Origin of the sequence: Gilliamella sp. G0441 (assembly GCF_050589305.1) — a bacterium.
GTDB lineage: Bacteria > Pseudomonadota > Gammaproteobacteria > Enterobacterales > Orbaceae > Gilliamella.
Genome location: NZ_JBNRJF010000008.1, coordinates 80,501 through 98,011 on the forward strand (window position 1 = coordinate 80,501; position 17,511 = coordinate 98,011).

15 protein-coding genes and 1 tRNA gene are annotated in these 17,511 nt (G+C 36.8%); 9 read left to right on the forward strand and 7 right to left on the reverse strand.

What is annotated here, in order from left to right; genetic code table 11:
* Positions 1-252: 252 nt before the first annotated feature.
* Positions 253-329 (forward strand) — tRNA-Met (locus tag ACKJXD_RS08340).
* Between the two features lie 37 nt (positions 330-366).
* Here ACKJXD_RS08340 and metF read toward each other — a convergent pair.
* From metF to ACKJXD_RS08355, 3 genes are all read right to left on the reverse strand, one after another.
* Positions 367-1,242 (reverse strand): methylenetetrahydrofolate reductase [NAD(P)H], encoded by an 876-nt coding sequence (gene metF, locus ACKJXD_RS08345; RefSeq protein ID WP_220216253.1) that lies wholly within the window; start codon positions 1,240-1,242, stop codon positions 367-369.
* Positions 1,243-1,353: 111 nt separating this feature from the next.
* A complete protein-coding gene (metE, locus tag ACKJXD_RS08350) occupies positions 1,354-3,627 on the reverse strand; it encodes a 5-methyltetrahydropteroyltriglutamate--homocysteine S-methyltransferase (protein WP_411589534.1) in 2,274 nt (757 codons plus the stop codon).
* Positions 3,628-3,807: 180 nt separating this feature from the next.
* Positions 3,808-4,359 carry a YagU family protein gene (locus ACKJXD_RS08355; protein ID WP_430876047.1) on the reverse strand — a complete coding sequence of 184 codons (552 nt, stop codon included), beginning with the start codon at positions 4,357-4,359 and terminating at the stop codon, positions 3,808-3,810.
* 337 nt (positions 4,360-4,696) lie between these two features.
* Here ACKJXD_RS08355 and recN point away from each other — a divergent pair, with 337 nt between their 5' ends.
* The 5 genes from recN to ACKJXD_RS08380 are packed head-to-tail and all read left to right on the forward strand — an operon-like array spanning position 4,697 to position 9,552.
* A complete protein-coding gene (gene recN, locus ACKJXD_RS08360) occupies positions 4,697-6,358 on the forward strand; it encodes a DNA repair protein RecN (protein WP_430876048.1) in 1,662 nt (553 codons plus the stop codon).
* 49 nt (positions 6,359-6,407) lie between these two features.
* Positions 6,408-7,637 carry a bifunctional phosphopantothenoylcysteine decarboxylase/phosphopantothenate--cysteine ligase CoaBC gene (gene coaBC, locus ACKJXD_RS08365; RefSeq protein ID WP_430876058.1) on the forward strand — a complete coding sequence of 410 codons (1,230 nt, stop codon included), beginning with the start codon at positions 6,408-6,410 and terminating at the stop codon, positions 7,635-7,637.
* A complete protein-coding gene (gene dut / locus ACKJXD_RS08370; RefSeq protein WP_065558484.1) occupies positions 7,621-8,079 on the forward strand; it encodes a dUTP diphosphatase in 459 nt (152 codons plus the stop codon). The genes coaBC and dut overlap by 17 nt, the downstream gene beginning before the upstream one ends.
* Complete coding sequence (gene slmA, locus ACKJXD_RS08375) at positions 8,076-8,669, forward strand: nucleoid occlusion factor SlmA (RefSeq protein ID WP_065558483.1); 594 nt, start codon at positions 8,076-8,078, stop codon at positions 8,667-8,669. The genes dut and slmA overlap by 4 nt, the downstream gene beginning before the upstream one ends.
* A gap of 46 nt (positions 8,670-8,715) precedes the next feature.
* Entirely contained in the window at positions 8,716-9,552 is an 837-nt protein-coding gene (locus ACKJXD_RS08380) for a mechanosensitive ion channel domain-containing protein (protein WP_430876049.1), read from the forward strand.
* Positions 9,553-9,570: 18 nt separating this feature from the next.
* Here the strand turns inward: ACKJXD_RS08380 and cysE are convergent, their stop codons facing one another.
* Together cysE and ACKJXD_RS08390 are read right to left on the reverse strand one after the other, a co-directional pair.
* Positions 9,571-10,383, reverse strand: coding sequence for a serine O-acetyltransferase (gene cysE, locus ACKJXD_RS08385; RefSeq protein WP_363317352.1), 813 nt, complete (start codon positions 10,381-10,383; stop codon positions 9,571-9,573).
* 168 nt (positions 10,384-10,551) lie between these two features.
* On the reverse strand, positions 10,552-11,811 hold the full coding sequence (locus ACKJXD_RS08390; protein ID WP_294826215.1) for an oligosaccharide MFS transporter: 1,260 nt from the start codon (positions 11,809-11,811) through the stop codon (positions 10,552-10,554).
* 201 nt (positions 11,812-12,012) lie between these two features.
* Between ACKJXD_RS08390 and ACKJXD_RS08395 the strand changes: the two genes are divergently transcribed.
* Positions 12,013-13,017, forward strand: a complete 1,005-nt coding sequence (locus ACKJXD_RS08395; protein ID WP_430876050.1) for a LacI family DNA-binding transcriptional regulator — start codon at positions 12,013-12,015, stop codon at positions 13,015-13,017.
* Positions 13,018-13,059: 42 nt separating this feature from the next.
* Here the strand turns inward: ACKJXD_RS08395 and ACKJXD_RS08400 are convergent, their stop codons facing one another.
* The gene (locus ACKJXD_RS08400; RefSeq protein WP_267350183.1) at positions 13,060-14,532 is read right to left on the reverse strand and encodes a glycoside hydrolase family 32 protein; all 1,473 of its coding nucleotides are present in this window, start codon (positions 14,530-14,532) and stop codon (positions 13,060-13,062) included.
* Positions 14,533-14,816: 284 nt separating this feature from the next.
* Here ACKJXD_RS08400 and ACKJXD_RS08405 point away from each other — a divergent pair, with 284 nt between their 5' ends.
* Positions 14,817-15,776, forward strand: coding sequence for an aminoimidazole riboside kinase (locus ACKJXD_RS08405; protein WP_220216244.1), 960 nt, complete (start codon positions 14,817-14,819; stop codon positions 15,774-15,776).
* 4 nt (positions 15,777-15,780) lie between these two features.
* Positions 15,781-16,332, forward strand: coding sequence for a sugar O-acetyltransferase (locus ACKJXD_RS08410; protein WP_430876051.1), 552 nt, complete (start codon positions 15,781-15,783; stop codon positions 16,330-16,332).
* Here the strand turns inward: ACKJXD_RS08410 and ispC are convergent.
* Positions 16,329-17,510, reverse strand: a complete 1,182-nt coding sequence (gene ispC, locus ACKJXD_RS08415) for a 1-deoxy-D-xylulose-5-phosphate reductoisomerase (protein WP_411604351.1) — start codon at positions 17,508-17,510, stop codon at positions 16,329-16,331. The two genes, ACKJXD_RS08410 and ispC, sit on opposite strands and share 4 nt — an antisense overlap.
* Position 17,511 lies beyond the last annotated feature (1 nt).

Sequence of the window (17,511 nt, forward strand, 5' to 3'; positions counted from 1 at the left end):
GAACCATGATATTGATTAGACATTTTTTTCCTTTCTTTCTTGAATAAATAACAATTACTCTAATATGAAATAAATAGCAGCCTAGCTTTTAATCAAAAAACAAAGTGATTTTTATCTAAAAAATTTAAGAAAAGGCGTACATTTTAGTAAAGAAAGTGTCTATTTATAGATAATGTGTTCAAAAATGGGGCAGTTACGCCAAAAAGGTATTGCTTTATTATTTTATTACTATAATATTGCTCACCTCTTTGACGCGGGGTGGAGCAGCTTGGTAGCTCGTCGGGCTCATAACCCGAAGGTCGTTGGTTCAAATCCAGCCCCCGCAACCAACTCTTCAATATTTCAGCTTTTTCTATTAGTTACACATTATGCCGATTTAGGTACTGCAAGTAACGTTGATACTGCCTCACTGATTCTTCTGGCAATATAGCTATTATTCATCGTATACAAATGGATACCATCAACATCTTGTGAAACAAGATCAACAATCTGATCAATAGCATAAGCAATCCCTGCATCACGGAATGCATCAGGATGATGTTCATATTTTTCCATCATCTGTTTAAACTTCTTCGGAAGATTAACCCCACACATCGATACCATGCGCTCAATTTGGTTTTTATTCGTCACCGGCATAATACCTGCTTCTATCGGTACGTTAATTCCCATATCATGTGCTTTATCTAAAAAAGTATAAAAATAGTCATTATCAAAAAAGAGCTGTGAGATTAACTGATCGGTACCTGCATTCACCTTTTCTTTTAAATGTATCAAATCTTGTTTTAGGGTTGAGGTTTCAAGATGCCCTTCCGGATAACAAGCACCTATTACATTAAAATCCCCATTTTCTTTAATATATGAGACCAATTCACTGGCATAGCGAAAATCATCTTTAGGCGCAATATTAGGATTAATATCGCCTCGTAAGGCAAGCACATTATCAATACCAGCACATTTAAGATCATGAAGAATTTTTTGCATTTCTGCTTTATCAAAACTAATACCGGGTAAATGAGCAACACTCTCAATACCATAAGTGTGTTTGACCGAGTGGGCAATATCAATAGTGGTTTGACCGTTCAAACTGCCACCAGCCCCATAAGTTACACTGATAAAATCAGGCTTAAAATAGCCAAGTTCACGTAATGTGCTATAGATAGTCTCTAATGGCGACGTTTTTTTAGGTGGAAACACTTCAAAAGAGAACACCGTTTTTTTATTAAAAAGTAAATTTGTTTTCATTTGTTTCATCCATTCGTGTGCCAACGATTGTCCTTACTGACATTTCCGCCGCTCAAAATCGGCGGCGGAATAATAAGGCTTAACAACGTTATTTAGCGTTAAAAAAGCTTATCAATTGAGTGTTTTTCGAACTTCTAATGTTGCTTGAACTAAATGTTCTAAGCTTTCAACAACTTCTTTTTCGCCACGCGTTTTTAAACCACAATCTGGATTAATCCATAATTTTTGCTTTTCAATTTTAGCCAGTAACTTTTCAATCGTGGCTTTAATTTCGGCAACCGGTGGGACACGAGGTGAATGAATATCGTAAACGCCTGGCCCAACTTCTGTTTTAAAGTGATTAGCTTTAAGTACGTCAATCAATTGCAGATTTGAACGAGAAGCTTCAAACGAAATCACATCAGCATCCATTGCATCAATATCTTTGATGATGTCAGCAAATTCGCTGTAACACATATGCGTATGAATTTGTGTATCAGCTTGTACTTTGCTGTGAACTAATCTAAATGCTGGAATAGCCCAATCTAAATATTCACTATTCCAATCCGCTTTACGTAGTGGTAATTTCTCTTTTAGCGCCGCCTCATCAATTTGGATAACTTTAATACCCGCCGCTTCAAGATCTAACACTTCATCACTGATTGCTAAACCAATTTGGAAGACTGATTCTTTTTGTGAAATATCTTCACGAGGGAACGACCAGTTAAGGATCGTGACTGGGCCAGTTAACATGCCTTTAACGGGTTTATCAGTGAGGCTTTGAGCGTATTGTGAATACTCAACAGTAATGGGTTTAGAGCGTGAAATATCACCCCAAACAATAGGTGGTTTAACACAACGAGTACCGTATGATTGCACCCATGCTTTTTCAGTAAAGACAAAACCATTTAAGCTTTCGCCAAAATACTCGACCATATCATTACGTTCAAATTCACCATGAACTAACACATCAATACCAATCTTTTCTTGGAGCTTAATGCATTCTGCAATTTTTTGCTTATTAAACTCGGTATATTCATTCAAACAAATTTCACCTTTTTTGAATTTTGCTCGATTTAAACGAACATCAGGAGTTTGTGGGAATGAACCAATCGTTGTTGTTGGTAGAAGTGGCAAATTGAAGGCTTTTTTCTGCGTCGCTTCTCGAACTGAAAACGCTGGCAAACGGGTAAAATCGGATTCTTTTAATGCAGCGACTTTCTGACGTACTGCTTGATTGGCGCCTTCTCGTTCACGCGTAAATAACGTTTGATTAGCTTTAAAAGCTGCATGATTTTCAGGTTGAGACTCGTTAACTAAAAGCCCCAGTTCAGCAAGTTCTTGAAGTTTTTCTTGGGCAAAAGCAAAATAAGCACGTTGTTGAATCGTTAACTTTGTTTCATTTTGCAATGTGTAAGGCACATGGAGTAAAGAACATGACGTATTGATCACCACTTTACCCGCTTTTTGTTTAATTTTAGTCACTAATGCCAATGTTTTTTGATAATTGTTTTTCCAAATATTTTTACCATTAACCACACCAGCAAATAACACTTTATCAGACGGAAATCCATGATTTTCAAGTAATGCTAATGATTGCTTGCCTTCAACAAAATCCAGTCCAATACCATCAAATGGTAGCGCCACCAATTCTTTGTAGCAATCACGAACATCACCAAAATAGGTTTGTAACACGACTTTAGTTGTCCCTTTAACCGATAGGATCGCCTGATAAAGTTCAGTAAATAAAGCAATATCATCTTTATTTAAATCAGTCACCAAAATTGGTTCATCAATTTGAATCCACTGTGCGCCAAGTGTCGTAAATTTTTGAATGATGTCTTGATAAGCTTTAATAATATCAGCTTTAAAATCAACCAGTTTTTTATTACCTAAATACTGGGCAAGTTTGAAAAATGTTAACGCACCAATAACAACCGGTTTAGTTTGTATACCAAGTGCTTTCGCTTCTTGATATTCATCAAAAGGCTTTGTGCCAGCTAATTTAATCTGTACTGAATCTTCAATTTCAGGTACTAAGTAGTGATAGTTGGTGTTAAACCACTTTTTCATTGCCAATGCACGAACATCACCTTTTTCACCTTGATAACCCCGTGCCATTGCAAAATAACGATCCAATTCCGGTAAACTTAAATCTTGGTAACGTTTTGGAATAACATTGAGCAAACAAGCGGTATCTAATACTGCATCATAAAACGAAAAATCATTTGAGGAGATAAAAGCAATGTTATGTGATGCTTGTTGTTGCAAATGCTCAGCACGTAATGCTTTAGCGTCATTTAATAATTCAGTCTGGCTTTTATTGCCTTTAAAATAAGCTTCGGTAGCAAATTTAAGTTCACGAAGTTTACCAACACGAGGATATCCAATTACAGCAGTATTCATTTTTTGTTTTCCTTTCATCACATTTCTTAAGTAGCAAAAAAGATAACAAAAAAAACTGTTATTGAATAATTCTAGTTTTTTATTGATTGATATAGTTTTTTTCTATATCGAAACATCAAAAAAAATCCCTCTAACGTTATATTGTCAGAAGGATTTTAGTTAATTATTTAGGAAAATTGACTATTTACGCCATTCACCACGAATAGGTCTTGAAAAATAAGCAAGTACGGCAATCATACAAATTTCAATCGACACAGCCCAGTAGATATGTCCTAAAAATTCACTCCAAAGTTCATAACCATTTAAATTCCATAACCAACCTACTGTACCCTCTGGATCGTAAGCAGGATGACGGAAACCAAGCAGTGGAATTAAAAAGCCATGCATGGTGACGGTAATGATAATGCCGTAGAATGCACCATACCATAATCGGATTTTATTCCAAAAGTAGGCAATAAACACATAGACAAAAGCAAATGCAAAACTAAATAGCCAGTGATAAAGTGTCACTGCACCTGAAACGATAGCCGTTTGATAAGCATAATCAAGCGAGTGAGAATTAATACCTAACCAACCAAGCCATGCATCAATATGTGCTGCAGGAGGAGAAACTTCACCGGGTACACGAGGAGGCATGTTGACTTCTGAGCCCCATTTAACTAACGCACTAATGAATCCACCAATCAGAGTTGTCCAAATAATGATTTGACGATTTGTTTTATTTCCAAACATGTTAAATGTCCTTAATTATTGTGAATAATTTTTGCAAATTATATTGCATAATAATTAGGGTTAAAAGAGGGAACGATAAGATTAATATACAAGAAAATCTATTATACTAATTGGTAAAATTTGATTTAAAATCGATTTACAAAAGAAAAATATTCAATTTATTCATATTTCATCGAAAATCAATTGATATTTTGCTATTTTATCGAGATAAAAGTTAGACACTTAGATAATAAATAAACACCAATTTTCTTACAAAACACGATTAAACTGTATTTATTTACAGTATTTTTGTTGCTATACTGCTCATATTTTCACTAGCATTACTGATTAATTTTTTATGATAACTCAACTTACTATCAATAATTTTGCTATCGTTGATCACCTATTAGTTGACTTTACAATGGGGATGACCGCTATAACCGGTGAAACCGGGGCTGGAAAATCGATCGCGATCGATGCTCTAGGGCTCTGTTTAGGTAATCGTTCCGATGCTTCATCTATCCGTTTAGGTGCTGAACGTGTCGATATTTCAGCCTGCTTTGTGCTTGATGACACACCAGCAGCCTTTTCTTGGCTAACCGAAAATCAGCTAGACGAAGGTAATGAATGTATATTACGACGAGTTATCAATCAAGATGGACGTTCAAAAGCCTTTATTAATGGTCGTGCTGTGCCCATATCCCAACTCAAAGATTTAGGACAAATGTTAATCCAAATTCATGGACAACATGAACCCCAACGTCTTTTACGAGGTGAATATCAGCAGTTATTGCTTAATCATTATATGAATGAGCCATCATTGCTTAATCAAATGCAGCAAGCTTATAAGCAATGGAAAGTAGCACGCCAAACTTATGAACAGTATCAAGCATCACGGCAAGAACGAGAAGCACATGTTCAGTTATTACAATATCAACTTAAAGAATTAAATGAATTTTCGCCTATTGAAGGGGAATACCAACAAATTGATGAAGAATACAAACGTTTATCGAATAGTGAACAGTTAATTCAGCTTAGCCAACAATCGGTGATGCTTTTAGATGAAGCTGATGAATACAATGTCAGTAATCTACTTGGTAGTGTTAAAAACAGTGTGCAGGAGTTATCCGAACTCGATCCAAATTTAAGTAACGTGTTTAACATGCTGGAAGAAGCCGCTATCCAGATCAAAGAAGCCAGTTATGAACTACGCCATTACAGCGAAAGTTTAGAGCTTGATCCAGCGCGTGTCATGCAACTTGAACAACGGCTATCAAAGCAAATAGCGCTTGCCCGTAAACACCATGTTGCACCAGAGGCACTTCCTGAATTGCATCAAAATTTGCTTACCGAATTCAAACAGATTAATCAACAAGATGAACAAAGTGAACAGTTAAAAGCGGATATTACCAAATATCATCAACTTGCACTTGAAATTGCCGAAAAATTACATCAAAAACGCTTAATGAGCAGTAAAGCACTCGCCAAAAAAGTCACGGCTATTATGCATGAATTATCCATGCCTAATGGACAATTTAGTATCGAAATAACCTTTGATGAAACGCGTTTAAATGAGGACGGTGCCGACCAAGTTACTTTTTTAGTTACGACCAATGTCGGACAGCATGCCTTGCCCCTTGCCAAAGTGGCATCTGGCGGTGAATTATCACGTATTGCGCTAGCAATACAGGTTTTGACAGCTCAAAAAATGGATACACCGGCACTAATATTTGATGAAATTGATGTAGGCATTAGTGGCCCTACTGCTTCTAAAGTTGGGCAATTATTAAGACAGCTTGGACAATCTACCCAAGTTATTACCGTTACCCACTTACCACAAGTTGCGGGACAAGCTAATCAACACTACTTTGTCAGTAAGCAAACTAACAGCAAACAGACATCAACTGATATGCAAAAATTAGACAATAATGGACGTTTAAATGAATTAGCCCGACTTTTAGGCGGAGATAAAATTACTGATGCAACATTAGCCAATGCGAAAGAGTTACTTATTATCTAAATGAATTGTGGTAATATAGTGATTTTGATTTGAAGGTGAAGGAAACTTGATCATGAATCTTTCTGGTAAACATATTTTATTAGGAATTACAGGAGGCATAGCTGCTTATAAATGCCCGGATCTTGTTCGCCATTTAAAAAAAGCGGGAGCGGACGTAAGAGTAATCGTCACTGACTCGGCTAGCCATTTTGTTACAACAATGACGTTACAAGCCGTTTCAGGTAATCCTGTTTCAACTGATTTATTTGATCCTTCTGCTGAACTCTCTATGAGCCATATTGAACTGGCAAAATGGGCGGATTTAGTATTAATCGCCCCTGCAACAGCGAATATTATTGCTAAAATAGCCAATGGCATTGCCGATGACCTGTTATCAACGGTTTGTTTAGCAACATCAGCAAATATTGCGTTAGCACCAGCCATGAATCAACAGATGTATAAAGCAGCAGCAACCCAACATAATCTATCTGTGCTGAGTAACCGAAATACATTCATTTTAGGCCCTGACGATGGCTTTCAAGCTTGCGGTGATTACGGCCCTGGGCGAATGATTGAACCTCAAGCAATTGTCGAACAAATTGAAGGTTATTTTTCAACTTCATCTGCATTCTCAGGCATATCGCTAACCATCACGGCAGGTCCAACGATTGAAGAGTTAGATCCTGTTCGATATATTAGTAATTATAGTTCAGGAAAGATGGGGTTTGCTATTGCTAAAGTTGCCGCTGATATGGGTGCAAAGGTAACCCTAATAAGTGGTCCGGTAAATTTAGATACACCTAAAAATGTGAATCGAATTGATGTAAAAAGTGCAAATGAGATGTATAACGAAGCGTTAAAATTTGCTAAACAATCATCTATTTTTATTGGCTGTGCCGCCGTTGCCGACTATCGAGCTGAAACTATCGCTGAAAATAAAATTAAAAAGACAGATAATAGTAATGAATTATTGATTAAGTTAGTCAAAAATCCTGACATTATTGCGCATATTGCAGCGTTAAAAGAACAGCGCCCTTTTGTGGTTGGTTTTGCGGCTGAAACCGAAAATGTTAAAAACTATGCCTTAAAAAAATTAACAGCTAAAAACCTAGATTTAATTTGCGCTAATGATGTTTCTGATAAAAAAATTGGCTTTAATTCTGAGCAAAATGCATTAACACTTTATTGGCAAAATGGTGAACAAACATTACCATTAAGCAGTAAACAACAATTAGCAACACAGTTACTTGAAGTTGTTATAACACGATATAAAGCGAGTCATGATGAAAAGAAAAATTGATATTAAAATATTAGATAAACGTTTAGGTAATGATTTTCCGCTTCCAACCTATGCAACCGAAGGATCGGCTGGCATTGATCTACGAGCAATGTTTGATAAAACAACCGAGATAAAACCTGGTGAAACTATTTTAACGCCAACAGGTTTATCCATGCATATTGCAGATCCGACTTTAGCAGCGTTAGTTTTACCACGGTCAGGATTGGGATCTAAAAATGGGATTGTACTTGGTAATTTAGTGGGTCTTATTGATTCGGATTATCAAGGTCAGTTATTTGTACCGGTTTGGAACCGTAGTCAAACTCCATTTGTAATTGAAGCAGGTGATCGTATTGCTCAGTTAATTATTGTTCCTGTCATACAAGCAGAATTTAATATTGTTGATGAATTTACAGCGTCAGCACGCGGCGAAGGTGGATTTGGGCATTCGGGTAAAAAATGATTGTGAGCAGCAAAAATAAAAATAGGAAAGAAGATATACTGCAAGCTTTAGCCACCATGCTTGAATCTAATGAAGGTACCCAACGCATTACTACAGCAAAGTTAGCAGCAAGTGTTGGTGTATCAGAAGCTGCACTTTATCGACATTTTCCGAGTAAAACTAAAATGTTTGAAAGTTTAATTGTCTACATTGAAGATATTTTACTTTCTCGCATTAATGTCATTATGCAAGATGAGCTAAATACCTTTGTCCGTTTACAGTTAATTCTTGCATTAATATTGGGTTTTTCTGAAAAAAATCCTGGATTAACCAGAATCATGACTGGTCATGCCTTAATGTTTGAACAAGAGCAACTTCAAGAACGTATTAGTCAGCTGTTTGAACGAATTGAAACTCAAATTAAGCAAGTGTTACGTGAACGTAAAATTCGTGAAGGGGTCGCATTTACCACCGATGAGCGAATTTTATCCAGCCAATTATTAGCTTTTTGTGAAGGGATGATGGTTCGTTATTCCCGCTCTGGCTTTAAATATTTACCAACCACCAATTTTGATACTCGTTGGGCGTTATTGGCGAAACAATTGATTTAAATATTTAATTAACTAACTGCTCTATAACCTTTTTTGAGGATAATTTATGCATTTTGAAAATATTTTAAAGCAGATAGTCTCTCTTATTGATAAATATGACGGCGTAGTACTTGGTTATATTGTTCATTTCTGCTTTGCGATTATCATTTTTGTCGTTGGTCGAATTATTGCCAAATTTATTAGCCGTCAGCTAAAACGCATATTAATTAATCGGCAAGTAGATCCTACCGTCGTAAAGTTTGTTAGTGCTTTATCTTACTATGCCATTATTATAATGACATTAGTTGCCGTATTAGGGCAATTAGGTGTTCAAACTGCATCAATTGTTGCTGTCATTGGTGCTGCTGGTTTAGCGGTCGGTTTAGCATTGCAAGGATCGTTATCAAATTTCGCAGCCGGGGTGATTTTGATTATTTTCCGTCCATTTAAAGTCGGCGAGACGGTGGTGATTAACAATCAAAGAGGGGTAATTGATTCAATTCAAATTTTCTCAACCTCAATTGTTACACCGACTAATGAAGTGGTTGTCATCCCGAATGGGCAAGTGGTAAGTGCCAATATTATTAATTATAGTCGTCTACCAGAAAGACGTTTAGATCTAGTGATTAATGTTGGTTATAACTCCGATATCCAGAAAGTTTATCAGGTACTTAATCAAGCGGTTAATCAAACCAGCAATATATTAACCACTAAAAAACCAACTATTCGTTTAGATGTACTTGATGCATCATCAATGAATTTTAATGTTTTAGTTTGGACACTAAACGAAAATTATGGCGCATTGAAAGCAGAGTTACTCGAAAATATTAAAAACGCATTAACTGAGAATAATATTAATATTCCTTATCCAACAATGGATGTCAATGTCACCACCAACCACTAATGAGTAAGTTGTTTTCTTTTACTTCCGTCGATCAACGTCGACGGAAATTGAAACAACCTCTTTTTCATATAAGATATCTTGATTCATATTTAAGGCTGGTTTTTCACAGTCAGGACATCCAACCACTTTCGCTGGCACACCGGCAACCGTTGTATGCTCAGGAACAGGCTCTAACACGACCGAACCAGCACCAATTTTTGCCCCTTTTCCGATTTCAATATTGCCTAATATCGTAGAGTGAGCCCCTATCATTACCCCTTCACGAATTTTAGGATGCCGATCACCGTTTTCTTTACCTGTACCACCTAAGGTCACAGATTGCAAAATCGATACATCATTTTCAATAACGACCGTTTCACCAATTACAATACCGGTTGCATGGTCAAACATTACACCACAGCCAATTTGGGCTGCTGGATGAATATCAACACCAAAAACAATGGCGATTTGACTTTGTAAAAAAATAGCCAGCGACTTACGATCTTGTTTCCAAAGCCAATGGGCAATTCGATAAGCCTGTAACGATAAAAAGCCTTTGTAATAAAGTAACGGGGTCGAATAGTAGTTTGTTGCTGGATCGCGTACATAAACCGCTAAGATATCTGTCACGGCTGATTGAATAATCGTGGTATCTGCCTCATAAGCCTGCCTTGCAATTTCACGAATTTCAATTGCCGGCATTACTTGGGTAACAAGTTTATTCGCTAAAATATAACTTAATGCACTACCCAAGTTTTTATGATTGAGTAAAGTTGCATGGAAATAACTCGCTAACATTGGCTCACTTTCAACTAATTGAGAAGCTTCCTGCCGAATGGTGTGCCATAACATATCTGCTTCAACCACTTTTTTCGTAATGTTCACAATGACGACCTATAAATATTAATCACAATAGTCAACATTGTTTCGCAAACTTATCAAGTAAGCAAGTGTTGTATTTTATTATCATCATTTAAATAGCAAAATGGAAACAATCTGCTTCCATTTTTTTGACGATTTTTACGATGATAATGAAGATTTCAGCTTAGCTTTTTTTTCATCACACAAGGTGAATATAGCAATGACCAAAATCAATAGAACAATGCCGGCAAGGGTATAAAATGTGGTTGAATATCCGGTATTATCGAATAGTTTTCCGACTAACCATGAAAGCACAATAACCCCAATATTTGATGAGATATTAAAACCAACTAAATATAATGTCGAAGACAATCTTTCATCAAAATTCGCAACAACATATTTAAATACGGCTAAAATAAATAACGGGGTTTCAATAGCATGAAAAAGTTTCACTAATGAAATTAAATACACATTATCTAATGTTGCTGATAATGCAATTCGGCAAATCATCACTAACGCCGCTAGTAATAATGCTCTTTTAGCACCAATTTGATTAATAATATATGGTGCTAATATCATACAGGCAGCTTCTAAAAAAACTTGGAAAGAATTCAAATAACCATATACTTCGTAGCCCCAATCTTCTTCAGTAAAAAAGGTGGTATAGAAATTAGGAAATAATTGCTGATCGTAAATAGTATAAAAGCTATTGGTTCCAATAATAAAGAAAACAAATAACCAAAACTTTTTCATGCCAAATAAGGACACTATTTCACTCATCGTTGGAATAGTTGATGTTTTTTCAACAACAAGATTGTTATCACTTTCCGGTGAGGATTGGGAATAATGTTTAGGTTTAAATAGGATATTAATGGTAAAAAAGATTGCGGCAACAGCCGATGCCATCCAAAAGTTAATATGCGGGTTTATCCCAAATAAAATACCGGCAACAAAGGTTGCTGCGGCATAACCAAACGATCCCCAAAAACGAGCAGGACCAAATTCAAAACCAAATAATCGACTAATTCGCTCAATAAAAGAATCAACTAAAGCACATCCAGAGATAAACCCAGCGCTTAATACTGGTGCACCAATGCAAGCCCCAAGTATAAAATCGTGTCTTAATAATGGTTCATAGACATAAATCATAAATGGGCCAATCAGCAACATCATGATACTTTGAAAGGTAATGACTGCTTTACCGATCTGTAATTTATCTTGAATAATGCCATAAAAGATCATAAAAAACATTGCAGCGGCAGAGTTGGCTGCATAAACAATTCCTAACTGTTCACCCGATAATCCAATTTTACTTTTTAGCCATATGGCGTAAAAAGACCACCAAAGAGACCATGCTGCATAAAAGGTTATAAGATAACCTGATGAGAACCAATAATTTCTATTTTCTATCGTTTTCATATTTTAGTACTCTTATATTATGGAAGTTTAACGTTAACATGTTAATGTTAACATTATTGTCATAATTGAAACTAAATAGATAGAATCAGTTATCATAAATGTTACATTCCTCACACTTTTTATCATTTTTATTTGTGGTATCATCACATTTAGTAATTACAAGTTATTCACCTTTTTAATGCTGAGCAAAAGGATTTAAGTATGGCTTCACTTAAGGATGTCGCAAAGTTAGCATCGGTTTCATTGATGACTGTTTCGCGTGCAATTAATAATCCTGATAAATTAAATAAAGAAACGTATAAACGAGTAAAAAAAGCAATTGAACAACTCAATTATGTTCCCGATTTATCTGCACGAAAAATTCGTGGTGATCATTCTGGCCCACGTGCTATCGGTGTATTAGCATTAGAAACCGCCACGACACCGTTTTCAGTTGAGCTGTTACAAGCCATTGAACGAACAGCCCAGCAACATGGCTGGAATACGTTTATTGTCAATTTATTTGACGATAAAGACGCGAATCATGCCATTAACACGCTATTGTCTTATCGCCCTAATGGCATTATTTACACCACGATGGGACTAAGAAAAGTTGAGCTTCCTGAAAGATTACTTGGTAAAAATGTGGTGCTCGCCAACTGTATTAGTGATTCTGAACAGTTAGCTTGTTATATTCCTGATGACTATTCGGGTCAATACCAAGCAATGCAGCAAGTCATTAATAAAGGTTATCAAAAACCGCTTTGTATCTATTTATCTGAAAATACTTTAGCCGGTAGCATTAGACGTCAAGCAGCAGAACAAGCTTGGCTTGATGCAGGTAAAAATTTAGATGACCTAATTAGTTATCATACATCCACATCTCAAGGTAATCTTGCGCAAGAATATATGATGACAGTTGAAATATTAAAACAACACTGTGCTAGAAAACCTGAATTTGATGTATTAATTTGTGGTAATGATCGGATCGCTTTTGTTGCTTATCAATATTTACTAAGTAATGGTTTCCATATTCCTAACGATGTTGCTATTTTAGGCTATGATAATATGGTGGGTACTGGCGAGCTTTTTTATCCCCCTTTAACGACAGTACAGCTTCCCCATTATGAAATAGGCGAACAAGCAGCTTTACATATCATCACAGGTCAAACCCAAAAAACGGTAACGCAAGTTGCATCAGCATTTTTACAACGCCAATCTTTATAGAGACAGTGACAAACCCACCAGACGAGATGGTGGGTTAATGACTCATGATTGATAGATTGATTTTAATTGCCAGCTTTCTAATTTAATGATTTTAGCCTGCCCATTTTCTGCAAATAAATTCACCTTTCTTGTCGCAGGTAATTTAGGGTAAATACGACTAGACAAGCTATATAAATCCTTATTCACAAAAACTTCTACGGATGATGCATCAACATAAATATGTAAGCTTAACTTATCGGTTTTTGGTAATGGTACACTACGGTAACCTTTAAGTTCTAAACCCGAAAGACTTCTATCAAGTACAATGCGATTAGATTGTAAATCAATAAATAACAACGTTGCTTGTTTACCATCTTCAGTTGCTGCCAGTTGCAAGCCAAAACGTTCTGCATTACTTTCAGAGAGATCAATTTCGACATTAAGTTCACAACTAATTGATTCAATCGACGTATTTTTTAATTCACTACTCAGCAATATATTGGTTAATGATTGAGGTTTTTCACGTAATACTTCAAGTTCTTTAATCGGTCTGTTACGAACATTATTGTCTGCATCTAAGATCAATTCACGGGGTAAGGTAAATGCCCCCATCCATTTATCTTTTTTGCTCGGCATGACTGATTCCCACATATCCATCCAAGCAAAAATAATTCGGCGTCCATCTGCTGCAAGAAACGATTGAGGGGCATAAAAATCATGACCAAAATCCATTTCTTGGAAAGGTTTAATAACAGAAAATTTTTGTCCTGGTTGCCAATCACCAACAATATAACCTGATTGAAACCGATTACGATATTGGTAACCTTTAGCTTTCATACCTTGCGGAGAAAACATTAAAATCCATTTGTCACCTAACGGAAAAAAATCAGGGCATTCAAGCATATAAACATCAGGATCGATATCACTTATCACAACATGATCAAATTGCCATTTTTTAAGATCTTGTGAGCGATATAGTAAAACTTTGCCCACATCGTTGCGATCTCGCTGACCGACAACCATCCACCATATCCCATCTTGTTGCCAAACCTTAGGATCGCGAAAATGCATGATGCCATCTTCTGGCGTTAAAATCGTTCCCTGTTTTTCAAAATGAATACCGTCTTTACTAATAGCAAGGCATTGGGTTTGCCGAATTTGCTCATCGTTACCTTGACCATTTAACCAAATATGCCCCGTATAAATTAAATATAATTCGCCATCTTTTTCGACTGCCGAACCGGAAAAACAGCCACTTTTATCAAACTCTTGATCGGGTGCAATGGCTATGGGTAATCTTCGCCATGTCACTAAATCATCACTAACAGCGTGCCCCCAATGCATCGGTCCCCAGTTTTCATCATAAGGATGATGTTGATAAAAGGCATGGTACTGCCCTTTAAAGTAAATCAAACCATTTGGATCGTTCATCCATCCCGATTGTGGTGCTAAATGAAAATGTGGATAATACTGTTTATTCATGGTCGTTTCTAATTGCAAAACAGCTTGATTTGCTTTATCAATAGCAGTAGACATAAAATCCCCTTTGTTCATCCGATATCAGATTTATCTGATTATAAGGTATATTAATTTAATTGTTAACGTTAACTATAGATAAATTAAGCGATAAAATATGTGATGAAAGTCACACATTTTTAACGTTAACAATGAATTTTTTTTGAAATGATTTAGTCTATGGCGAATGACTAATTATTAAACTTGGTTTAATCTGTGTGCAAAAGACGATATCAATTAAAAATATCGTCAACCTATTCACACACCTTAAACCCTATTAACCAAATATTATATCGAGTAATGAAATGAATAATACTAAAGTCTGGTCTCTTGGCGATGCGGTTATTGATTTATTGCCATTTGGCGAAATGAATTATCAAGCTTGTGCAGGGGGTGCACCTGCAAATGTTGCTATTGGCGTGGCTAAGTTAGGTCTTCCTTCGGCGTTTATCGGTCGTGTCGGTAATGATCCGTTTGGTCACTTTATGGAAAAAACATTCAAAGAATATCATGTTGACTGCCAAAGCCTTGAAAAAGACGATCTTCATCGAACCAGTACTGTCGTTGTCGATTTAGGTAAAAACGGCGAACGCAGTTTTACTTTTTTAGTCTCGCCGTCAGCCGATCAATTCCTTTCAAAACAAGCAATACCCCATTTTAATCAAGACATTTTACATTTTTGTTCTTTGGCATTAGTTGGACAAACTTGTCGACAAACACTTAAAACCGCTATTGAAGATCTGACCGCTAAACAGGGGTTAATTAGTTTTGACATTAATTTACGGGAGCAAATGTGGAAAGATAAAGACGAAATGCGCACCATTATTACGCAGTTTTGTCACGATGCAGATATTCTTAAACTGTCTGATGAAGAGCTGTTTTGGTTGACAGAAAGTCAAGATTGGCATGAAGCATTAAATAAACTTCAGCAGCACTATAATGCTCCACTAAAATTGGTGACCAAAGGGCGAGATGGCAGTATTGTCGTATGGCAAGGTAAAACCTTTTCGTTTGATTCCTACCATGTGAATAGTGTTGACACAACAGGAGCTGGCGATGCTTTTGTCGCAGGTTTGTTAAGTAGCATAGCGTCATCGGGAATGCCAGAAGATAAACTCATGCTAGAAAGCATGATGACCATTGCCAGTGCCTGTGGTGCTTTAGCCACAACTCAAAAAGGAGCTTTAACGGCACTGCCTGACAGCGCATTTTTACAATCATTTATTAGCGATAATCCCGCATTAACCGCTAAACAAATGGCGTAATGCAATGACTGAAAAAGAAAAAATGTTAGCTGGGTTATTGTATGATCCTGGTATCAATTTATTGGCTAACGATCGGCTTTATGCTCAGGATCTCTGCTTTCAACTCAATCAATTATCTCCCCTTGCCGAAAAACAGCGATATCAGCTGTTTCAAACGCTACTTGGAAAAACAGGAGAGCAGTTTACGATAATGCCAGGGTTCCAATGTGATTACGGTTATAATATTGAAATTGGTGAAAACTTTTTCGCCAATTTTAATTGCATCATGCTTGATGCGGCTAAAATTACATTTGGTGATAATGTGCTTGTTGCACCTAATTGCGGCTTTTACACTTCAGGGCATCCACTGGATAGCCAAACACGATGCCGTGGTCTTGAGTTTGCAAAACCAATTACTATTGGTCACAACGTTTGGATTGGCGGTAATGTAATTATACTGCCAAATGTAACTATCGGTGATAATACCGTTATCGCAGCCGGAAGCATTGTTGATCGTGATATCCCTTCAAATGTGGTCGCCATGGGCGCACCCTGTCGAGAGTATAAAACGCTTTAATTCACCTTAACTGACTGTGCTCTAGCCCATGTATCGATAGCCACAACGTCCTCAATAGTAGTTGGTTCAGGTAAAACAAGTTTATCTAATGTTGCCGATACGTGTTTGGCAATATCCATAAAACCAATTTTATTTTGCAAAAATGCTTCAACCGCCACTTCGTTGGCCGCATTAAGGGTCGTGGTTGCAGCTTGCCCTCGACAAGAAGCCTCAATGGCTAATTTTAAGCAAGGATAACGATTAAAATCAGGTGTATTAAACGTCAGTGATGACATCTGAGTAAAATCTAAATCAGGCACACCAGATGTGATACGTAATGGATAAGACATAGAATAAGCGATAGGTGTCCGCATATCAGGCACACCTAATTGAGCAATAACACTGCCATCTTGATAACGAACCATTGAATGAATAATTGATTGTGGATGGACAATGATTTCCATTTGCTCGGCACTGGCATTAAATAACCAACGTGCTTCAATATATTCTAAACCTTTATTCATCATTGTAGCGGAATCAACGGAAATCTTTTTTCCCATTGACCAATTAGGATGAGCAATCGCTTGTGCAGGTGACACCGAAGATAATTGATTGACTGCCCAATCTCGAAAAGGCCCCCCAGAGCCGGTTAACACAATTTTGGTCACACCATGATCAACCAAATTAGCAAACCCGAGATCATGCTGAACGGCGGTTGGCAGACTTTGAAAAATCGCATTATGTTCACTATCAACCGGTAACAGTTCAGCGCCATATCGCTTTACGGCTTGCATAAACAGATGTCCACAAGTAACCAAAGACTCTTTGTTAGCCAGTAAAATACGTTTTCCTTTTTCAATTGCAGCAAGCGTCGGTTTTAATCCTGCTGCGCCCACAATGGCAGCCATGACTTGGTGAACTTCGGGCAACTGTGCTAAATCACAAATAGCTTGTTCACCACTTAATACTTCAATATCCAATTTTAGATCAACAAGATTTGCTTTAAGCTGTTGTGCAGCTTGTTCACTTGCCATTGCCACATAATGGGGTTTAAATTCTTGGCATTGTTCAGTCATTTTTTTTACATTACTGCCACCCACTAGCACATAAGCGTTAAATAATGTTGGATTTTGCCGAATGACCGCCAAAGTGCTACAGCCTATTGATCCTGTTGAACCTAAAATTGCGATGTTTTTCATA

Coding starts and splice junctions, on each gene's coding strand:
- metF (WP_220216253.1), bottom strand. CDS start 1,242: ATGAAAACAAATTTACTTTTTAATAAAAAAACGGTGTTCTCTTTTGAA.
- metE (WP_411589534.1), bottom strand. CDS start 3,627: ATGAATACTGCTGTAATTGGATATCCTCGTGTTGGTAAACTTCGTGAA.
- ACKJXD_RS08355 (WP_430876047.1), bottom strand. CDS start 4,359: ATGTTTGGAAATAAAACAAATCGTCAAATCATTATTTGGACAACTCTG.
- recN (WP_430876048.1), top strand. CDS start 4,697: ATGATAACTCAACTTACTATCAATAATTTTGCTATCGTTGATCACCTA.
- dut (WP_065558484.1), top strand. CDS start 7,621: ATGAAAAGAAAAATTGATATTAAAATATTAGATAAACGTTTAGGTAAT.
- slmA (WP_065558483.1), top strand. CDS start 8,076: ATGATTGTGAGCAGCAAAAATAAAAATAGGAAAGAAGATATACTGCAA.
- ACKJXD_RS08380 (WP_430876049.1), top strand. CDS start 8,716: ATGCATTTTGAAAATATTTTAAAGCAGATAGTCTCTCTTATTGATAAA.
- cysE (WP_363317352.1), bottom strand. CDS start 10,383: ATGTTATGGCACACCATTCGGCAGGAAGCTTCTCAATTAGTTGAAAGT.
- ACKJXD_RS08390 (WP_294826215.1), bottom strand. CDS start 11,811: ATGAAAACGATAGAAAATAGAAATTATTGGTTCTCATCAGGTTATCTT.
- ACKJXD_RS08395 (WP_430876050.1), top strand. CDS start 12,013: ATGGCTTCACTTAAGGATGTCGCAAAGTTAGCATCGGTTTCATTGATG.
- ACKJXD_RS08400 (WP_267350183.1), bottom strand. CDS start 14,532: ATGTCTACTGCTATTGATAAAGCAAATCAAGCTGTTTTGCAATTAGAA.
- ACKJXD_RS08405 (WP_220216244.1), top strand. CDS start 14,817: ATGAATAATACTAAAGTCTGGTCTCTTGGCGATGCGGTTATTGATTTA.
- ACKJXD_RS08410 (WP_430876051.1), top strand. CDS start 15,781: ATGACTGAAAAAGAAAAAATGTTAGCTGGGTTATTGTATGATCCTGGT.
- ispC (WP_411604351.1), bottom strand. CDS start 17,510: ATGAAAAACATCGCAATTTTAGGTTCAACAGGATCAATAGGCTGTAGC.